This window comes from Psychrobacillus sp. NPDC096426 (genome assembly GCF_044762745.1).
Lineage (GTDB): Bacteria > Bacillota > Bacilli > Bacillales_A > Planococcaceae > Psychrobacillus.
The window spans coordinates 96,149-116,882 of sequence record NZ_JBIWEX010000003.1 but is presented as its reverse complement, the minus strand read 5'-3'; the positions used below and the strand labels follow the sequence as shown (position 1 = coordinate 116,882).

Annotated in this window: 18 protein-coding genes and 1 pseudogene; all 19 read left to right on the top strand. The window is 37.9% G+C overall.

Annotated features, from left to right (window positions below; translation table 11 throughout):
* Positions 1-120 precede the first annotated feature (120 nt).
* The 19 genes and pseudogenes from ACIQYS_RS03965 (at position 121) to ACIQYS_RS03875 (ending at position 20,644) form a co-directional block, all read left to right on the top strand.
* Positions 121-777, top strand: a pseudogene (locus tag ACIQYS_RS03965) (GntR family transcriptional regulator).
* A gap of 104 nt (positions 778-881) precedes the next feature.
* Entirely contained in the window at positions 882-1,961 is a 1,080-nt protein-coding gene (locus tag ACIQYS_RS03960) for a BMP family lipoprotein (protein WP_402975257.1), read from the top strand.
* A gap of 173 nt (positions 1,962-2,134) precedes the next feature.
* Positions 2,135-2,296 carry a DNA translocase FtsK gene (locus ACIQYS_RS03955; protein ID WP_402975254.1) on the top strand — a complete coding sequence of 54 codons (162 nt, stop codon included), beginning with the start codon at positions 2,135-2,137 and terminating at the stop codon, positions 2,294-2,296.
* Positions 2,297-2,544: 248 nt separating this feature from the next.
* The gene (locus tag ACIQYS_RS03950) at positions 2,545-3,273 is read left to right on the top strand and encodes a GntR family transcriptional regulator (RefSeq protein WP_402975251.1); all 729 of its coding nucleotides are present in this window, start codon (positions 2,545-2,547) and stop codon (positions 3,271-3,273) included.
* A 47-nt stretch (positions 3,274-3,320) separates the two neighbouring features.
* Positions 3,321-4,388, top strand: a complete 1,068-nt coding sequence (locus ACIQYS_RS03945; protein ID WP_402975248.1) for a BMP family lipoprotein — start codon at positions 3,321-3,323, stop codon at positions 4,386-4,388.
* Between the two features lie 132 nt (positions 4,389-4,520).
* Positions 4,521-6,071, top strand: a complete 1,551-nt coding sequence (locus tag ACIQYS_RS03940; RefSeq protein WP_402975245.1) for an ABC transporter ATP-binding protein — start codon at positions 4,521-4,523, stop codon at positions 6,069-6,071.
* Complete coding sequence (locus ACIQYS_RS03935) at positions 6,061-7,107, top strand: ABC transporter permease (protein WP_402975242.1); 1,047 nt, start codon at positions 6,061-6,063, stop codon at positions 7,105-7,107. Before ACIQYS_RS03940 ends, ACIQYS_RS03935 begins: the two co-directional genes overlap by 11 nt.
* Position 7,108: 1 nt before the next feature.
* The gene (locus ACIQYS_RS03930; protein ID WP_402975239.1) at positions 7,109-8,068 is read left to right on the top strand and encodes an ABC transporter permease; all 960 of its coding nucleotides are present in this window, start codon (positions 7,109-7,111) and stop codon (positions 8,066-8,068) included.
* Between the two features lie 900 nt (positions 8,069-8,968).
* Positions 8,969-10,246, top strand: coding sequence for an EF-P 5-aminopentanol modification-associated protein YfmF (gene yfmF, locus ACIQYS_RS03925; RefSeq protein ID WP_402975236.1), 1,278 nt, complete (start codon positions 8,969-8,971; stop codon positions 10,244-10,246).
* Positions 10,239-11,543, top strand: coding sequence for an EF-P 5-aminopentanol modification-associated protein YfmH (gene yfmH / locus ACIQYS_RS03920; RefSeq protein ID WP_402975233.1), 1,305 nt, complete (start codon positions 10,239-10,241; stop codon positions 11,541-11,543). The genes yfmF and yfmH overlap by 8 nt, the downstream gene beginning before the upstream one ends.
* The gene (gene ymfI / locus ACIQYS_RS03915) at positions 11,536-12,267 is read left to right on the top strand and encodes an elongation factor P 5-aminopentanone reductase (protein WP_402975230.1); all 732 of its coding nucleotides are present in this window, start codon (positions 11,536-11,538) and stop codon (positions 12,265-12,267) included. Before yfmH ends, ymfI begins: the two co-directional genes overlap by 8 nt.
* A gap of 369 nt (positions 12,268-12,636) precedes the next feature.
* Positions 12,637-13,443, top strand: coding sequence for a DUF3388 domain-containing protein (locus ACIQYS_RS03910; protein WP_402975227.1), 807 nt, complete (start codon positions 12,637-12,639; stop codon positions 13,441-13,443).
* Between the two features lie 16 nt (positions 13,444-13,459).
* On the top strand, positions 13,460-14,317 hold the full coding sequence (locus ACIQYS_RS03905; RefSeq protein WP_402975224.1) for a helix-turn-helix domain-containing protein: 858 nt from the start codon (positions 13,460-13,462) through the stop codon (positions 14,315-14,317).
* A gap of 50 nt (positions 14,318-14,367) precedes the next feature.
* On the top strand, positions 14,368-14,946 hold the full coding sequence (gene pgsA, locus ACIQYS_RS03900) for a CDP-diacylglycerol--glycerol-3-phosphate 3-phosphatidyltransferase (protein WP_402975221.1): 579 nt from the start codon (positions 14,368-14,370) through the stop codon (positions 14,944-14,946).
* A gap of 15 nt (positions 14,947-14,961) precedes the next feature.
* Positions 14,962-16,209, top strand: a complete 1,248-nt coding sequence (locus ACIQYS_RS03895; protein ID WP_402975218.1) for a competence/damage-inducible protein A — start codon at positions 14,962-14,964, stop codon at positions 16,207-16,209.
* 183 nt (positions 16,210-16,392) lie between these two features.
* Positions 16,393-17,457: a recombinase RecA gene (recA, locus tag ACIQYS_RS03890; protein ID WP_402975215.1), complete on the top strand. Its 1,065-nt coding sequence runs from the start codon at positions 16,393-16,395 to the stop codon at positions 17,455-17,457.
* Positions 17,458-17,879: 422 nt separating this feature from the next.
* Positions 17,880-19,442 carry a ribonuclease Y gene (gene rny, locus ACIQYS_RS03885; RefSeq protein ID WP_402975212.1) on the top strand — a complete coding sequence of 521 codons (1,563 nt, stop codon included), beginning with the start codon at positions 17,880-17,882 and terminating at the stop codon, positions 19,440-19,442.
* Positions 19,443-19,494: 52 nt separating this feature from the next.
* Positions 19,495-20,292 (top strand): TIGR00282 family metallophosphoesterase, encoded by a 798-nt coding sequence (locus ACIQYS_RS03880; protein ID WP_402975209.1) that lies wholly within the window; start codon positions 19,495-19,497, stop codon positions 20,290-20,292.
* An 85-nt stretch (positions 20,293-20,377) separates the two neighbouring features.
* Positions 20,378-20,644: a stage V sporulation protein S gene (locus tag ACIQYS_RS03875; RefSeq protein ID WP_402975206.1), complete on the top strand. Its 267-nt coding sequence runs from the start codon at positions 20,378-20,380 to the stop codon at positions 20,642-20,644.
* Positions 20,645-20,734: the final 90 nt, after the last annotated feature.

The following is a 20,734-nucleotide window of genomic DNA, read 5'->3' as shown; positions in this document are numbered from 1 at the left end:
TCAATAGTTAATAAATTAATAAAAGTATTTATTTTGAACTTTTAAAGTGTTATAGTATGACTGATTAGTAGGAATGTTTTACATCAGAGGTCCGATCTCAAAAAATAGTGGTGTTTTTATATGACAATAAAAGTAGAACATTGTCCTTTATATCTTCAAGTGATTGATCGTATCAAAGAAAACATTTCAAGGGAAAGGAAAAGCTTCCTTCTGAATTGAATTAGCAAAATCACTAGGCGTTAGTCGTGCAACTTTAAGAGAGGCTCTACGTTCATTGGAAGAAGAAAATGTAATTGTCAGACGACATGGAGTCGGGACTTTTGTTAATTCAAAACCCGTCTTCGCGTCGGGTTTTGATTAGCTTTCGAGTTTTTCTTCTATGATTCGAAGTGCGGGCATGGAATCTGGTACTGTTTATTTGAGTTCGATGCAATCGCTTCCAATTGAAGAAGATATTAAGCGCTTCCATTCTAAAGAAGAGTAATCGATTATTTCAATGGAACGAGTCCGTACTGCAAATGGAGATCCAGCTGTGTATTGTATCGATAAAGTTCCAAAGAATTACTTACCTAATGAATTTCTCATTAGAGAAGAAGGTTCTATTTTTACTGCATTGTAGGAATCTGGAGACACACGTGTATTCATACGGTCTCGTTTATAGTCCCTGTTGGATACCATAGAGTTGCTTCACCAACTTTGAATTGTGAACCGGAAACTTCTTTACTTGTGTTAAAACAACTTCACTATGACGAATATGATCGTGTGGTTTTGTATTAGAAAGATTATTTTCGAGCATATAAATTTAGCTTTCATGTTGTTCGGAAAAGGGTGTAAAATGGTTTAAATTCCTGCTAATAAGAAAATTAACGGAGGTTTTCATTTTGACAAAACGTAAATTTGGTTTAGGTCTATCACTTGTATTAGCTGCCGGTACTATCCTTGGAGCTTGTGGTACAAAAGACGATGAAAAAGCAACAACAGGTTCAGAAGGTGCAGATACTGGAACTACAGAAACAAAAGATTTCTCTATCGCTATGGTAACGGACGTTGGTGGAGTAGATGATAAATCTTTCAACCAATTAGCATGGGAAGGTATTGAAGCATTCGGTAAAGAAAATGGCCTTAAAAAAGGTGACGGTGGCTACGATTACCTTCAATCTGGTTCAGACGCTGATTATCTCACAAACTTAAATAGCTTAGTACGTCGTGATTTCGATGTTGTTTATGGAATCGGTTTCTTAATGGAAGAGCCAATTGGTACTATTGCAGACCAACAACCAGAAGCACAACTTGCTATAATCGACTCTATTGTTGATAAACCAAATGTTGCTTCTGTAATGTTTAAAGAGCAAGAAGGTTCTTTCTTAGCGGGTGTTGCAGCTGCATTAATGTCAGAAACGAAGCATGTAGGTTTCGTTGGTGGGATGGAAATTCCAGTTATCGAACGTTTCCATGCAGGTTTCGTTGAAGGTGTAAAAGCTGTAGATCCAAGCATCAAGGTTGATGTTCAATATACAGGTAAATTTGATGATGCAGCTCTTGGTAAAACAACTGCTAACCGTATGTATTCTTCAGGCGTTGATATTATTTTCCACGCAGCTGGCGGTACTGGTAACGGTGTATTCGCGGAAGCTAAAGAACGTAAAACAAAAGATCCGAATGCAAAAGTATGGGTAATCGGAGTTGACTCCGACCAATATGATGAAGGTGCTGTAGGTGATACTAACATTACACTTACTTCCATGCAAAAACGTGTAGACGTTGCAGTACAAACAATTGCAAAAGAAGCAATGGCTGGAAACTTCCCTGGTGGGAAAACAGTAACTTATGGTCTAGCAGAAAAAGGGGTCCAGCTTGCTGACTCTCGCGGAGCTATCCCACAAGATATTCTAGACCAAATCGAAGAATTCTCTAAAAAAATCATTGATGGCGAAATCACTGTTCCTGAAACAGTAGAATAATTTGTTTTTCTAATATCATAAAGGCCGAAGCTTATCGGTCTTTATGATATTTTAATTAATAGAAGAAAGATTTTAAGAATTCAATACATTCGTTAAATTTTATAGAACTTTAACTTTAATTTACAAGATTTAAGGTCTTTCCTGTATTAATTTTGTAAAAGTACCAAGAAGAAATGATTCCGGATGAAGTGGAAGAGCAACAAGAACAAATAGACCTGGATGAATTGTATGGTGAGGCTGCACAATTAGTGACAGATATGCAAACCGCATCGGTGTTATTAATCCAAAGCCCCTTTAGAGTGGGCTATTTGCGAGCTGGCAGAATCATCGACTAACTCGAGTTAGGTGGAATAGTAGGACCTTATGAAGGAAATAAGCCACATCAAGTACTTGTTTCGAAAAATGCCGTAGATACTGATTATATATGACAAAACGATTACAAATAGATTAAGTTGTTGTAAAGTAAATAGTTAAAAAATTATTAAAAGTATTTATTTCACTAATTAAAAGTGTTATAGTATGACTGATTAGTAGGAATGTTTTACATCAGAGGTCTGATCTCTAAAAATGGTGGTGTTTTTATATGACAATAAAAGTAGATCATCGTCATTTATATCTTCAAGTGATTGATCGTATAAAAGAAGACATTGAAAATGGCATATTCAAGGAAAAGGAAAAACTTCCTTCTGAGTTTGAATTAGCAAAATCACTAGGTGTCAGTCGTGCAACTTTAAGAGAAGCGTTACGTCTTTTGGAAGAAGAAAATGTAATTGTCAGACGACATGGAGTTGGGACATTTGTTAATTCAAAACCCGTCTTCACGTCTGGTATTGAACAGCTTTCAAGTATTTCTTCTATGATACGAAGCGCGGGCATGGAACCAGGTACAATTTATTTGAGTTCGATGCAATCGCTTCCAACAGAAGAAGATATGGATCGCTTTGAATGTAAGGACGAGCAATCGATTATATCGATGGAGCGTGTCCGAACTGCCAATGGCGAGCCGGTAGTGTATTGCGTGGATAAAGTTCCTAAAAGTTACTTACCCGGTGATTTTCTCATTAGAGAAGAAGGCTCTATTTTTTCTGCGCTAGAGGAATCTGGAGAAATTCATGTATCTCATGCGGTAGCATACATCGATCCTGTTGGATACCATGAAGTTGCTTCTCCTACATTAAATTGTGCACCTGAGACGTCATTGCTTGTGTTAAAACAATTGCATTATGACGAAAATGATCGTGTGGTATTGTATTCGAAAAATTATTTTCGAGCAGATAAATTTAGCTTTCATGTTGTTCGGAAAAGGGTGTAAAAAGTTTTCAATTCCTGCTAATAAGAAAATAAATGGAGGTTTTCATTTTGACAAAGCGTAAATTTGGTTTAGGACTTTCGCTTGTATTAGCTGCAGGTACGATTCTTGGAGCTTGTGGTACAAAAGACAATGAAAAAGCAACAACAGGTTCAGAAGGTACTACAGAATCAGCAGATTTCTCTATTGCCATGATTACTGACGTTGGTGGAGTAGATGACAAATCCTTCAACCAATCCGCTTGGGAAGGTATCCAAGCATGGGGAGCAGAACATGGTCTTGAAAAAGGAGATGGTGGTTTTGACTATCTTCAATCAGCAGGAGACGCTGATTATGTAACAAACTTAAATAACTTAGTACGTCGTGATTTCGACATCGTTTATGGTATTGGTTTCTTATTAGAAGAGCCGATTGGAACAATTGCGGACCAAAAACCAGATAATAAATTTGTTATTCTTGATGGTGTTGCGGATAAACCAAATGTTGTTTCTGTATTGTTTAAAGAACAAGAGGTAGCATACCTTGCTGGTGTTGCAGCTGCACTTATGTCAGAAACTAAACAAATTGGTTTCGTTGGAGGAATGGAAATTCCAGTTATCGAACGTTTCGAAGCAGGATTCGTTGAAGGTGTTAAAGCAGTAGATCCAAGTATTAAAGTAGATGTACAATACACTGGTAAATTTGATGATGCTGCACTTGGTAAAACAACTGCTAACCGTATGTATTCTTCAGGTGTTGATATTATTGCACACGCTGCTGGTGGTACTGGTAACGGTGTATTTGCGGAAGCAAAAGAACGTAAAACAAAAGATCCGAATGCAAATGTATGGGTAATCGGAGTTGACTCTGACCAATACGAAGAAGGTGCCGTTGGCGATTCCAACGTAACACTTACTTCCATGTTGAAAAAAGTAGGAATTGCGGTACAAGACGTAGCGAATGATGCAATGGCTGGTAATTTCCCAGGCGGTACTACAGTAACTTATGGTTTAGCTGAAGAAGGAGTTGGTCTTGCTGATTCACGTGGCGTTATCCCACAAGACATTTTAGACCAAATCCAAGAATACTCAGATAAAGTTGCTTCTGGAGAAATTATTGTTTCAGAAACGTTGGAATAATTTGTTAAACGAAAATCATAAAGACCGAGATATTTCGGTCTTTATGATATTTTAATTAATAGAAGAAAGATTTTAAAAATTTAAAGTCTTTCCTGTATTAATTTTATACTAGTATAGTAGGGAGTGAATTCATTGGAATATGTAATAGAGATGCTAGGCATTCGAAAAGAGTTTGGATCATTTGTTGCGAATGATAATATTACCCTCCAATTAAAAAAAGGAGAGATTCATGCTCTTTTAGGAGAAAATGGAGCTGGAAAGTCCACTCTTATGAATGTACTATTTGGCCTATATCAACCGGAAGCCGGAGAGATAAAAGTGCATGGGAAGACTGTGAATATAACAGATCCGAACGTAGCGAATGATCTTGGTATCGGGATGGTTCATCAGCATTTTATGCTTGTGGAAAATTTCACGGTGACAGAAAACATTATTTTAGGGAATGAATTAACGAAGGGCGGCGTGATCGATATTAAAGATGCTGCCAAAAAAATTCATTCTTTATCAGAAATGTACGGTTTGGCAGTGGATCCATACGCTAAAATTGAAGATATATCTGTTGGTATGCAACAACGTGTAGAAATTTTAAAAACACTATACCGAGGCGCAGAAATACTAATATTCGACGAACCGACCGCATCTCTCACTCCTCAAGAAATAGTGGAGCTCATCCAGATTATGAAGCGACTCATTCAAGAAGGAAAGTCAATCATTTTAATCACACATAAATTAAAAGAGATTATGGACGTTTCAGACAGAGTGACCGTTATCCGAAAAGGAGAAGGAATTGGAACGGTTATTACAGCAGAAACCAATCCAAATGAACTTGCTTCTTTAATGGTTGGTAGACAAGTTGATTTTACAACAGTGAAAGACGAAGCAAATCCTACTGATGATGCTCTAGTTGTTAAAAATTTAGTTGTTACTGATTACCGTGGCGTTGAAAAAGTAAAGAATTTAAATTTAACAGTACGTAAAGGCGAGATTTTAGGAATTGCAGGAATTGACGGAAATGGTCAATCGGAGTTAATCGAAGCTATTACTGGACTCAGAAAAACAAAGAGTGGATCTATTTCTATTAATGGACAAGACATTACGAACAAAAAGCCTCGTAAAGTTACAGAAACAGGGGTTGGGCATATTCCACAAGACCGTCATAAGCACGGGTTAGTACTGGATTTCCCAATCGGGCATAATATTGCATTACAAACGTACTACGTAGATCCGATTTCCAAAAATGGTATTATGGACTATGGAAAAGTTTCGGAGCTAGCACAGAAAATAATTCGAGAATATGATGTTCGAACACAAGGAGAACATACTCCAGCACGTGCTTTGTCTGGTGGTAATCAGCAAAAAGCGATTATTGGACGAGAGATCGAACGAAATCCTGAATTATTAATTGCTGCACTTCCAACTAGGGGATTAGATGTTGGTGCAATTGAATTTATTCACCAACGTTTGATCGAACAACGTAATAAAGGTAAAGCGGTACTTCTACTATCGTTTGAATTAGATGAAGTAATGAACGTTTCAGATCGTATCGCGGTTATTTATGATGGACAAATTGTGGATACATTATTGCCAAAAGAAACAACAGAGCAAGAACTAGGGTTGTTAATGGCAGGTCAAACTAACAAGGAAAAAGTTGTAAAACAGGGGGATAAAGAGCATGCCGAATAGAGTAGTTAATATACTTGTCCCTGTTATTTCCGTTATATTAGGTCTACTTGTTGGAGCAGTAGTAATGTTAGCAAGTGGATACGATCCAGTAGCAGGTTATACAGCATTATGGAACGGTATTTTTGGAGATTACTATACAATTGGAGAAACCATTCGTACAATAACTCCTTATTTGTTATCCGGTTTAGCAGTGGCTTTTGCTTTCCGTACAGGGTTATTTAATATCGGTGTAGAAGGACAATTACTAGTCGGTTGGTTCGCAGCTGCATATGTAGGAATTGCGTTCGATCTACCAATGTATATTCATTTACCACTTGCCATTATTGCAGCCGCAGTGGCTGGAGGACTATGGGCATTTATACCTGGTCTGTTAAAAGCAAAATTACAAGTACACGAAGTAATTGTAACGATTATGATGAACTATATTGCACTTCATACGACGAATGTGCTTATACGTATGGTTGCAAATGGGAAAGAAACAACAGAAACTATTAAAGAAACGGCTTCTTTGAAATCTGCTTTTTTTGAAAGTGTGACAGATTTTTCTAGATTACATTATGGTATTTTCATAGCACTTGCTATGGTATTAGTAATGTGGTTTATTTTGGAAAAAACAACGACTGGTTTTGAATTGAAGGCAGTTGGATTTAATAAGCATGCATCCGCTTACGCTGGTATGAATGTAAACAAAAATATTATTCTTTCAATGGTCATTTCTGGAGCTTTTGCAGGGCTTGCTGGTGCTATGGAAGCACTTGGTACATTCCAATACGCGAGTGTAAAAGGTGGCTTTACGGGAATCGGATTTGACGGAATAGCAGTAGCTCTTTTAGGTGCAAATACTCCTCTAGGGGTTGTGTTCGGTGCTACCTTGTTCGGTGCGTTGAAATTTGGTTCATTAAATATGCCGAACGCAGCTGGTATACCGGTTGAAATCGTTTCGATTGTCATCGCACTTATTATTTTCTTTGTAGCATGTGGTTACATCATTCGCTATTTCCTTGTTAAGATAAACAAGAAAAAGGAGGCGAAATAATATGAGCTTTTTAGAAGTTCTATATTTCATTATTCCGTCCGCCATATTTTATGCCGCTCCGTTAATCTTTACCGCAATCGGTGGGGTTTTCTCTGAACGTTCTGGTGTTGTTAACATTGGACTAGAAGGTTTAATGGTAATGGGAGCATTTATCGGGATTATTTTCAACTTGACGTTTGTCGGTACTTTTGGTGCGATGACTCCTTGGGTTTCGATAATAGCGGCAATGATCGTTTCTGGTATATTTGCGATTATGCATGCTGTAGCAACGATTTCATTCCGTGCAGATCAAACGATTTCCGGGGTAGCGATCAATATGCTAGGTGTCGCGATTGCATTGTTCTCCGTTAAAATGATTTACGGGAAAGGACAAACAGATTATATTCAAGAACGATTTATCCGTTTTGATATTCCTTTTTTAAGTGATATTCCGGTTCTAGGACCTATGCTTTTTAAAGATGTCTATTCGACATCGATTTTAGCTTTCATCGTAGCAATCGGTGCTTGGTTTGTTATATATAAAACACCATTTGGTTTACGCCTTCGCGCAGTAGGGGAACACCCGATGGCAGCAGATACGATGGGTGTTAATGTTACGAAAATGCGCTATATAGCCGTTATTTTATCTGGAATGTTCGCTGGGGTTGGTGGGGCAGTTTATGCACAATCTATTTCAGCTGAATTTAGCCATTCGACGATTAATGGACAAGGGTTTATGGCGCTTGCTGCGATGATTTTCGGTAAATGGCATCCACTTGGAGCGCTAGGTGCTGCATTATTCTTTGGTTTTGCACAAGCATTAAGTATTGTCGGTGGACAAATTCCGATTATCAATCAAGTACCAAGTTATTACTTGCATATATTACCGTATGTATTGACGATTTTAGCGGTAGCTGGATTTATCGGTAAAGCACATGCACCGAAAGCGAGTGGTGTACCATATATTAAAGGAAAACGATAAAATGTAAGGGACCAATTAAATTTGGTCCCTTTTTGTTACATAGGAAACTATTAAAACTTTTGACATGTGGTTAACTTTTTTAAGTAACATAAAGTATGGCATTTTTTATATTGTACGTGTTATAGGGATACTGCGTGTCAAAAGATGTCCGCTAATATTTTGCTGCAGGTCGGACGCATTCCGCGGGGTGAGCGACGAGCCTTCACCGCGGCTTCACGTACGTTGTGAAGTCACATTCGTCTCAACAGAGGAACGAAGGCTAAGTGCGCCACATCGTGTGGAAACGCCTTCGTGACCAACATCCTGTTGGCCTCCACTGGAGTCGCTGCCTGCTGCGAAAATCAAAGAAGCTTGCTGACTATTTAATTTCTCGTTTTAAAACAAAAAGGTTTATTAGAAAAGCAGTTAAAAATCCAATATAAGGATAAGGGCAATCAATTGATCATTGAAAGCAACCATTTCTATGTTGAAAGCAACTAAATTAGTATGAGTGCAACCAATTTACTAATGTAAGCAACCAACTCCCATATTGAAGAAATTACTAATAGGAAATGACAATTACTAATTATTCAGCGTATTTTTGTTGATTGAAGCGCAAGGCGGCGACTCCGTCGGGAACAGCGCAAGCTGAAGACCCTGGACTGAGCGTAGCGAAATTAATTTTTGCGACGAGCTTGCGCAGGAGCAAGGGAAGCGGCTGAAGCCGTGCCCGCGGAAAGCGTCCGCCTGGAGCGGAAATCAACTGCACTTGCGGTTACTCTTTACGACGCATTATCCCCATTATGTACGTCATTCCATTCATAGTTCCCATTTGCTGTAGTTGTTTGGATATGTACAATGAATACATGTATAGTAAAATGGTATAAGAGATAAACTAGAAAGAAAAAGGGGGATAACGATATGTTCCAACAATTTGAACTTGCGCGTGGCGTTAAGCTTTATGTAAGACCGACAGAACAATTTAAAACGATTAATATATCGTTCAAATGGAAACAACAATTGACCGAGGAGCAAGCTGCTATACGTTCCGTTTTAGCGAACGTCTTGCAGTATAGCAATGATGTATATCAAACAAACGCAGAATTCCGAAAACGTCTAGATGACTTATATGGAGCTGTTTTATATTTTGATACAGGGAAGAAAGGAGCACATCATATTTTTTCGCTGAATGCGGAAACTGTAAACGATGCTTACCTATCCAATGAAAAAGTAGTAGATGAGGTCTTCAACTTATTACATACCGTCTTATTTAAACCAAAGTTGGTAGATGGAAAATTTGTAGATTCGATTGTCACTAGAGAAAAAGAACAAGTCATTGAACGTATACAATCGATGTATGACGATAAAACAAGATATGCGCAGCAACGTTTACTAGAGAACATTCGCCCAGATCACGCTGCTTCTATTTCTGCTAATGGGACTGTCCAAGCTGTAAAAGCAGTAACGAATGAACAACTAGTAGCAATGCACCAAACGATTCTCTCAGAAGACAATTTATCTATTTATATTGTCGGGGATGTCAATGCGCAAGAAATAAAAGAAAAAATAGCTAGTCATTTTCCATTTACGGATAGATCCTCCGAACTTGCACACGACGTAGAAGTAGCAAAAGCATCAACAGAAAAAGGGTTTTTACATGAAATACAAGATATGAAACAAGGGAAGTTGCATATAGCCTATCGCACACCGATCACTTTCTTCTCAGAGGAGTTTCCGGTTATGCAGATGACGAACGGCATATTAGGAGGCTTTTCACATTCCAAAATATTTATGAACGTGCGAGAAAAAGAAAGCATGGCCTATTATGCATCCAGTAGTTATGCATCTTTATATGGGTTAATATTCGTCTTAGCAGGAATTGATGCTAATTTACAGGAAAAAGCGGTCAATTTAATAGATGAACAATTAAAAGCAATGCAACAAGGAGATATTTCTGATTTAGAAATCAATCAAACAAAATCGATGCTATCGAATCAATTAAAAGAAGCATTGGATTCTGCTCGCGCACAAATTGAAATTTACGATCAATATAAAGAAATAAACGAGTCATTTACAGTGGAAAACTGGGTTTCTAAATGGTCCAATGTAACGAAGGATCAAATCAGTCAAATGGCTCAGAAAATAGAGAAGGAATTCGTCTATTTCCTATCTGGTAAGGAGGGTGCAGGCAATGAATGAAACATATTTTGAACAACTAGAAGAAACGTTATACCATGAGCAATTGCCGAATGGTTTAAACGTATATATTTTACCGAAAAAAGGATTTTCAAAGACATTCGTAACCTTTTCAACGAAGTATGGATCGATCGACCGTGAATTTATTCCGCTTGGTAAAAAGGAAGCAGTAATAGTTCCCGATGGTATCGCCCATTTTTTAGAGCATAAAATGTTCGAAAAAGAAGAAGGAGACGTTTTTCAACAATTCAGTGAAAAAGGTGCTTCTGCTAATGCGTTCACTTCTTTTACTAAAACGACTTACTTATTCTCGTCCACTGATCATGTATTAGAAAATACGAAGACATTGCTTGATTTTGTACAGCAACCTTATTTCACAGAAGAAACAGTGGAAAAAGAAAAGGGAATCATTGCCCAGGAAATAACGATGTATGATGATCAGCCTGATTGGCGTTTATACTTTGGCGCTATTGAAAATATGTATAAAGACCATCCGGTGAAAATTGATATTGCAGGAACGGTAGAGTCCATTGATAAAATTACGGCAGATCATTTATATGAGTGTTATCACACATTTTATCACCCGTCTAATATGACAGTATTTGTTGTTGGTGCGGTGAATCCAAAGGAAATGATGGATTTTATTAAACAAGATCAAGCGGCTAAAACATTCGAATCCCCGCAAGAAATACAACGTTTTTTCCCAACGGAACAATCCAATGTTGCTTTTTCGGAGCGCAGTTTACAAATGGATGTCCAAAAACCAAAAGTTATTTATGGTATTAAGTCAGCAAATACCGATATTTCGGGTAAAGAAATGTTGAATTATGAGCTATCAATGCAAGTAGCAATCGAACTACTATTTGGAAGAACTTCTGCATTTTATCAAGATGTTTATGAAAAAGGATTAATCGATGAATCCTATTCAGCAGACTTTTCAATGGAAAAAGGGTACGGATTTACTATGATCGGTTCTGATACAGTTAATGCGAAAGAACTAGCTGAGAAGATTAAACAATCGATTAAAGATCACGCAAAAGAATGGCAGTTTACGGACGAGGATTTAAAGCGAGTTACCCGTAAAAAAATTGGCTTCTTCCTACGAGCTTTGAATTCAATCGAATATATCGCAAACCAATTTACAAGATACTCATTTAACGACATGAATCTATTCGATGTTGTTCCTGCACTCGAAAATTTAAAGATGGAACAAGTGATTCAAGCATTTAAATCTTTGCAGGATGAACAGACACATACTGTATTTACAGTCGTTCCATTCGAAAAAAACAGCAATGGGTAAAAAGTTCGCATTAGTTGTAGGGGCTTCTGGAGAAATAGGAAATACCATTTGTCATAACCTAGCTGAAGCTGGTTGGTCTCTATACCTACATTATTCAAGCAATAAAGCGCGTGTAAGCGCGCTTATGAACGATTTGGAACATTTATACCCGACGCAAGAATTTATGCTTATACAGGCAGATATGCGAGAAGCAAGTTCCATCGAAAAATTAGCAAATTCAATTTTTTCCCTTAATTCAATCGTTTTTGCCCATGGGCACAGTTTGTACAAAGGGCTTGAAGATACAACTTTGGAAGATATCCGCCATTTGTTTCAAGTGCATGTAGAACATCCGATGTTCCTATTAGGGAAACTGACACCGAAGCTTCGAAAGCATTTGCATTGTTCGATTATTTTCGTTGGATCTATTTGGGGGGAAACGGGGGCTTCCTATGAAGCGGCGTACTCTGCTGCTAAAGGAGCACAGCATGCATTTGTGAAAGCTTATGCCAAAGAGGTTGCACACGCAAGAATTACTGTGAATGCGGTCGCTCCGGGATTCATCGATACGAAAATGAATATTCATGTAGAAAACGAAGCTCGTGCACTTATTTTAGAAGAAATACCAGCTGGTGTTTTCGGTTCGACACAAGATGTTGCAAATGCGATCGTCTTTTTGACTAGTGAAAAAGCAAATTATATAACAGGTCAAATAATCCGCGTAAATGGTGGATGGTATATTTAACTTGACAAAGCAAAAAAACAACTGCTGAGTAGAGGAACTCTGGCTAAGTTCGCCGCGTCCTGCGGCAACGCCTGAGTGACCAACATCCTGTTGGCCAAGCCTCCGGCGGATGTCACAGATTTTGAAGGGAGTTATAGGATGCTAGCCTAAATACGTTGCATCCATGCGACAACGGCTACATGACCTGCATCACGCAGGCCTAATCGCAATTCAAAATCCGGACCTAATTATGCCGAGGCATAATTGATCAGGAAGAAAAGAGAGAAGTTCATGCTCTTTTCTTTTTTTCTTTTATTCGTTATAGAATTCATATATGATAGAACTTATAATAGCTAAATAACGTCATCTAACGAGAGAGGAAAGATAGTTATGACAAGTGAGTGGTTTTTTGAATACGAAATTCAAATAAATCGTCCCGGTCTTTTAGGAGACATTTCTTCTTTACTTGGTATGCTTCGTGTAAATATTGTTACGATTAATGGCGTAGATGAAGGTCGTCGTGGTATGCTTATAAAAGCAGATAAAAAGGAAAATATAGAACGCTTTGAACATATTGCTTCTACGATGGAAACGATTCATTTAACTAAATTTAGAGAACCAAAGCTAAGAGATCGTCTAGCAGTACGTCATGGGCGTTATATTCAGCGGGATGCAGATGACAAAAAAACATTCCGATTTGTCCGTGGAGAACTAGGTATTCTTGTAGATTTTATGGCCGAAATTTTTAAACAAGAAGGTCATAAGCTCATTGGGATAAGAGGAATGCCACGAGTTGGTAAAACAGAATCGGTCGTTGCTGCAAGTGTTTGTGCGAATAAAAAATGGATATTTCTTTCTTCCACAATGATTAAACAAACTATTCGAAGTCAACTGATTGGGGACGAGTTTAGCGATCGCAATATTTTCATCCTCGATGGCATTGTGACAAGAAATTCAAATGATGAAAAACATCAAATGTTAGTAAGAGAAATGATGCGAATGCCTACGATTAAAGTAGTAGAGCATCCAGATATGTTCATACAACATTCCGAATATTCCATTGATGATTTTGATTATATTATTGAGCTTCGTCATAATCCAGAAGAAGAAATTTCGTATGAAATGATGGAGAAAAACCACTCTATGTCGGACAAAGGAATGACTGGTTACGGCGGATTTGGTGGATTTAATTTTTAACGGGTAGGTGTTTTAGTTGACTGAACTGGGCGCTCGCTTAAAAGAAGCGAGATTAGCAAAAGGGTATAGTATTGATGATTTACAAGAAATAACGAAGATTCAAAAAAGGTATTTGGCAGGCATAGAAGAAGGAAATTATGCGACCATGCCAGGCGCATTTTACGTGCGCGCGTTTATTAAGCAATATGCAGAGGCAGTCGGTTTAAATGGAGACGAACTTTTGGAAACGTACAAAACGGATATTCCTTCTCCTTCAAATGATGAAGTATCTAAAAGTATTCCAGCGATCCCATCTAGACGAACTTTAGGGGGACGCTCTTCAAATAAGCTTATGGAAGTTTTTCCGATGATCGTCGTTGCACTATTTATTATCGCGATTATTGTAATTGTTTGGACTTTATATCAAAATAAACCAGGAGATTCCAAAGATCTACTTGAACCAACTGATGAAGTGATGTTCGAACAACAGCCTCAAACGGAGCAAAACCCAAAAGACCCGGTAGTGGAAGAACAAGCTGATCCAGAAGAACCTGTTGAGGAAGAAGTAGAAGAGCCGGTTATCGCCGAGCAACTAACGTTTGTGGAAACACAAGGGGAAACGTCTACGTATGATTTAACTGGTGCTGAAAACTATGTAGTCAAATTGGTTACGACAAATAGAACTTGGTTGAACATAAGAGACCAAGATAACAAAATTTTGGTTGACCAAGAAATAGCAGCTGGTCAGACTTTTGAATTAGATGTAGCTAGTTCATCTAGAGTTCGCGTACGTATTGGTTCGACACCTGGTAATACAGTATATATGAATGATCAAGTAGTTGAATTCCCAACCGATAGAGCTACACAAAACTTAGTCATACAGTTTCAAAAATAGTCATCTTTTAGATGGCTATTTTGTTTGAAAACGAAAGGAGTTACATATAAATGAATATACCAAATCAAATTACGATGTTCCGCATTTTTTTAATACCAGTATTTATGTTTTTTATGCTTGTCCCTTTTAACTGGGGTGATGTCAGTTTTCTTGGTGCAACGATTCCAGTAGGGCATTTAATTGGAGCTATTATTTTCATTATCGCATCGATTACGGACTTTATTGATGGTTACTATGCGAGAAAATATAATTTAGTAACGAATATGGGGAAATTTTTGGACCCACTGGCAGATAAATTACTTGTATCTGCTGCACTAATTATTTTAGTCCAACTTGGAACAGCTCCAGCTTGGGTAGTTATTGTAATTATTAGCCGTGAGTTTGCGGTAACTGGTCTACGTTTAATCCTTGCAAACGAAGGAGAAGTAGTTGCTGCTAACCAGCTTGGTAAGATTAAAATGTGGACGCAAATTATTGCGGTTTCATCATTATTATTAGGAAATGTATTTTTTGAAATGTTCCATATTCCGTTCGATATGATTATGTTGTATGTTTGTTTATTCTTTACATTATGGTCCGGATTTGATTATTTTTATCTAAATCGTAAAGTGTTATTGGATTCTAAGTAGGAAGGAAGTTTTCACATGAAAGCTGAAATTATTGCAGTTGGCTCCGAGTTATTATTAGGGCAAATTCCTAATACAAATGCAAGGTTCATTTCTTCCCAATTAGCAGAGTTAGGTATCGATGTATACTATCATACTGTCGTTGGCGATAATCCTAATCGGTTAGTAGACTCCATTAAAATTGCGGAGAATCGAGCAGACTTAATCATTTTTACTGGAGGATTAGGACCTACTAAAGATGATTTAACGAAAGAGACAATCTCGAGACATTTAAACAAAAGTCTTGTTTTAGATCATCATGCACTCATTTATATTGAAGATTTCTTCCAACGCATGAATCGAAAAATGACAGAAAACAATAAAAAACAAGCGCTTGTCTTGGAAGGTTGCACTGTTTTAGAAAACAAGCACGGGATGGCACCAGGAATGCTGCTATCGACAGAAACGCATTCCTATATTTTACTTCCAGGTCCACCAAAAGAAATGGAGCCCATGTTCCAATTCGAAGCAAAGCCTCTTCTTTCAAAGCTATTACATCACGAAGCCATCATTAAGTCTCATGTCATTCGATTTTATGGAATTGGGGAAGCAGAGCTAGAAACGGAAGTACAGGATCTATTGTACAATCAAACAAATCCAACGCTTGCCCCGCTTGCATCTGATGGAGAAGTGACCTTACGACTAACTGCTAAAAGCGATACGGAAGAAGAAGCTTGGAAACTAATTGATGCGCTTCAAACGGAAATTTTCAATCGAGTTGGGAAGTTTGTGTATGGATACAATAATGATTCCCTTGCATCGACACTACGAGATATACTTGTTGAAAATAATTTAACGATCTCTGCTGCTGAAAGTATGACGGCCGGCTTATTTCAATCAGAACTAGCTGCGGTCTCCGGTATGGGGCAGGCATTAGTTGGTGGGATGATTACGTACACCGAAGATATAAAAGTAAAGCAACTAGGTGTCAAGGAAACGACAATTAAAGAATTTAGCGTCGTTTCTAGTCAATGTGCAGAAGAAATGGCTGTGCGAGTAAAAGAGAAGTTTGGTACTAATATTGGTGTCGGTATTACAGGAGCAGCTGGACCAGATGGGCATGGCGGACAACCGGCAGGAACGGTTTGGATTGGCATTGCATTCGACGATTTAGCACCTATTTCCTACAAGTTAAACTTATCAGGTATGCGGAATACGAACAGACTAAGAGCGGTGAAGTTTACGATCCATTATTTAATACGATTACTTCATGACCGAGGATTGTAGAAAATAAATTTTGAATATAAAAAACAGCCTAAAATTGAATTTTGGGCTGTTTTTAGCGACCAAAATGAAATAGTCGTAAAAATTAACGAATAAACGTTCGCTTTTTTCTTGTATATTTCTCAAAAACCTAGTATAGTAAACATAGAAATAAAAAACAGAGAATCTTCTAAGGAGGAAATATAATTGTCTAATGATCGTAAAGCGGCGCTTGAGATGGCGTTAAAGCAAATAGAGAAGCAGTTCGGTAAAGGTTCTGTTATGAAATTAGGAGAAAAAACAGACCGTGAAATATCCACTTCTTCAAGTGGTTCTTTAGCACTTGATGCAGCACTAGGAATAGGTGGATATCCAAGAGGACGTATTATTGAAATATACGGTCCTGAGAGCTCGGGTAAAACCACTGTTGCTCTACATGCCATTGCAGAAGTACAAAAAACTGGTGGTCAAGCAGCATTTATCGATGCAGAGCATGCATTAGATCCAGTTTATGCACAAAAACTTGGTGTTAATATTGATGAATTATTATTATCTCAACCAGATACAGGGGAGCAAGCGCTTGAAATTGCAGAAGCACTAGTGCGTAGTGGTGCAATTGAGATTTTAGTAATTGACTCGGTTGCAGCTTTAGTACCTAAAGCTGAAATTGAAGGAGAAATGGGAGATTCACATATGGGTCTTCAAGCTCGACTAATGTCTCAAGCATTACGTAAACTTTCAGGTGTTATTAATAAATCGAATACAATCGCAATTTTCATCAACCAAGTTCGTGAAAAAATTGGAGTAATGTTCGGAAATCCGGAAACTACACCAGGTGGTCGCGCACTTAAATTCTATAGTTCAGTCCGTTTAGAAGTTAGACGTGCAGAAGCGATTAAACAAGGCACAGATATAATGGGGAACAAAACTAAAATAAAAGTTGTAAAAAACAAAGTAGCACCACCATTTAGAACTGCTGAAGTAGATATTATGTACGGTGAAGGAATTTCTCAAGAAGGAGAAATTGTCGACATCGGTTCAGAGTTTGATATTATTCAAAAAAGTGGTTCATGGTATGCTTACAATGAAGAACGAATTGGGCAAGGTAGAGAAAATGTAAAACAATACTTAAAAGAAAACCCAACTATTAAAAATGAGATTTCTTTAAAGATTCGTGAATCTCTTGGAATGGCAAGTGCCTTAACAATCGGTGGCCATGAAGTAGAGGAAGAAGACGACGCAGAATTTGATTTATTATTAGATGAAGAATAAAATAATCAAAGTCTCTCAACTTGTTGAGGGGCTTTTTTTTATCGACCAGAAAGTACTAGCTTGTTTTCCGATTTGACGTTTCTTTCTTCTCTTTTTAGGAATAATGCGTCTTAAAAAGCTCGATTCAGTGTCGGCCCTGTAGCGGAAATCCTAACGGACTTTTCTTTATGAAGCATTATTTCTATTTCATGAAGTAAAGTTTCAGCAAACAGTTGCGTTCCTTTAGAACACTAGGTCTTTTCTCCATAAAAAAGCTTGTGAAATCAATAATATTCCTATCGTTTCCTTGACAGAGTATTTCTACATCTATACAATTAAAACTGTATAATTTCTTTACTAAATAATGAAAAGGCAATACATGTATACACGTGCATATATGAGCCGACTGAAACTTAAAAAGAATAGCAATAGGGGGTGTTCGAATGCCATTATTGGAAATTATCATCTCCGCTTTGCTTGGTCTGTTTGTCGGTGCCGTTGTTGGTTATAATTATCTTAAAAAAGTGAACGATTCAAAAGTGACTGGTGCAAAACAAACTTCTGCACTCATCTTAGATGAAGCAAAGCGAGAAGCAGAAGCATTAAAGAAAGAAGCACTATTAGAAGCCAAAGATGAAACTCACCAATTACGAAATGAAGCAGAATCTGACATCCGTGAACGCCGTATGGAACTGCAAAAACAGGAAAATCGGTTATTACAAAGAGAAGAGAACCTTGATCGTAAGGATGATGCTCTAAACAAGAGAGAAGTAGGTCTTGAGCGTAAAGAAGATGCTCTAACCGAAAGACAACAGCATATCGAACGGAAAGAAAGTAAAGTGGACGAGCTTGTTGATAAACAACAAAGTGAACTTGAACGAATTTCTACGTTAACTCGTGAAGAAGCAAGAGCAGTTATTCTTCGAGAAGTAGAAAATGAGCTTGCTACTGATATTGCTGTAATGACGAAAGAATCAGAGACAAGAGCAAAAGAAGAGTCTGATAAGAAGGCTCGTGAAATTCTTTCACTCGCGTTACAACGATTTGCAGCTGATCATGTAGCAGAAACAACTGTTTCCGTTGTTAATCTACCGAATGACGAAATGAAAGGTCGTATCATTGGTCGTGAAGGTCGGAACATTCGTACGCTCGAAACTTTAACTGGAATCGATTTAATTATTGATGATACACCAGAAGCTGTTATACTATCAGGATTCGATCCGATACGAAGAGAAACTGCTCGTCTAGCACTAGAAAAATTAGTACAAGACGGACGGATTCATCCAGCACGTATTGAAGAAATGGTAGAAAAATCGAGACGGGAAGTTGATGAACAGATTCGAGAAATCGGAGAACAAACTACATTTGATGTAGGTGTTCATAATTTACATCCTGACTTGATCAAGATTCTTGGAAGATTGCGTTATCGTACAAGCTATGGTCAAAACGTATTGAAGCATTCAACAGAAGTAGCGGTTTTAGCCGGTTTACTTGCTGCTGAACTTGGAGAAGATGTGACCCTTGCAAGACGCGCAGGATTACTTCACGATATTGGGAAAGCGATTGACCATGAAGTAGAAGGAAGCCATGTAGAAATTGGCGTCGAGCTTGCGACGAAATACAAAGAACATCCAGTCGTTATTAATAGTATTGCTTCTCACCACGGGGATACTGAAGCCACTTCTGTTATTGCTGTATTAGTAGCAGCTGCAGATGCTTTATCCGCAGCACGACCTGGTGCAAGAAGTGAAACATTAGAAAACTACATTCGTCGTTTAGAAAAACTAGAAGAAATTTCGGAATCCTATGATGGGGTGGAAAAATCTTTTGCCATTCAAGCAGGAAGAGAGATTCGTATTATGGTACGCCCAGATCAAATAGATGATATTTCTGCTCATCGTTTGGCAAGGGATATTCGTAAGCGAATCGAGGAAGAACTCGATTATCCTGGTCATATTAAAGTTACGGTCATTAGAGAAACAAGAGCTGTAGAATACGCAAAATAGAAGGAAGGCTTCTAATAAGAAGCCTTTTTTTCGTTAAGGAAGTGGTTGAATAATGAAGATTTTATTTATAGGGGATATCGTCGGTTCGATTGGTAGAGACACACTAGAAAGTTATTTACCGAGATTAAAAAGGAAATATAACCCGGATGTTGTTATTGCAAACGGTGAAAATGCTGCAGCTGGTCGCGGAATTACGAAGAATATTTTCCAATCCTTGCTGCATATGGGTGTGGATGTCGTAACGATGGGGAATCATACTTGGGATCAAAAAGAAATTATGGATTTTATTGATGATACGGATTATTTGATTCGTCCAGCCAATTTCTCAGAAGAAGCACCAGGTAAAGGGATGACGTCTGTGACGAAAAACGGGCATACTATTTCAGTTATTAATATGCACGGAAGAACATTTTTACCGCCTCATGATGATCCGTTTATAAAAGCAACGGAGTTAGTAGAGGAGGCGAAGAAAGTATCGCCGATTGTTTTTGTGGATTTTCATGCGGAAGCAACGAGTGAAAAAATTGCTTTTGGATGGCATCTAGATGGAAAAGCATCTGTTGTTGTTGGAACGCATACGCATGTACAAACAGCCGATTCTCGCATATTACCAGGTGGGACCGCTTATATTACAGACGTAGGTATGACGGGACCCTATGATGAAGTACTAGGGATGAAAAAAGAAGACGTGTTATATCGTTTCCAAACGAATATGCCAACTCGTTTTGAAGTGCCAAAAAGTGGTCGTTCTGTATTAAGTGGATTTTTTGTGGAAGTAGATAATTCTACGGGAAAAGCTATTCATCAAGAACGTGTCTATATTAATGATGACTACCCATTTCAAGGGTAAAAGAGTCTAAAAATTTTCTTCGAAGCATAAGGTAGGGTATGGACGAAAGCAAGTTCATAATCTAGCTATAAAAGGAGAAATGATAGTGGATTCTTTAAAAGTATCTTCTCGTTCTAACCCCAATTCCGTTGCTGGAGCACTTGTTGCAGTAATTAGAGAACAAGGGTATGCAGAGATGCAAGCAGTAGGGGCAGGCGCATTAAATCAGGCAATTAAAGCAATTGCCATTGCAAGAGGATTTGTTGCACCTAGTGGTACAGACTTAACTTGTTCACCTGCTTTCACAGATATTGTAATTTCAGGTGAAGATCGAACTGCTTTAAAGTTATTAGTAGAAAGAAAAGTAAAATAAGCGTGAAGTCGCTACTTCCAGCCGTAGCGACTTCCTTTTGTTTTTCGAATATATTGTGACGATTTGTTTTCCGTCAAAGGTCTGATTTTG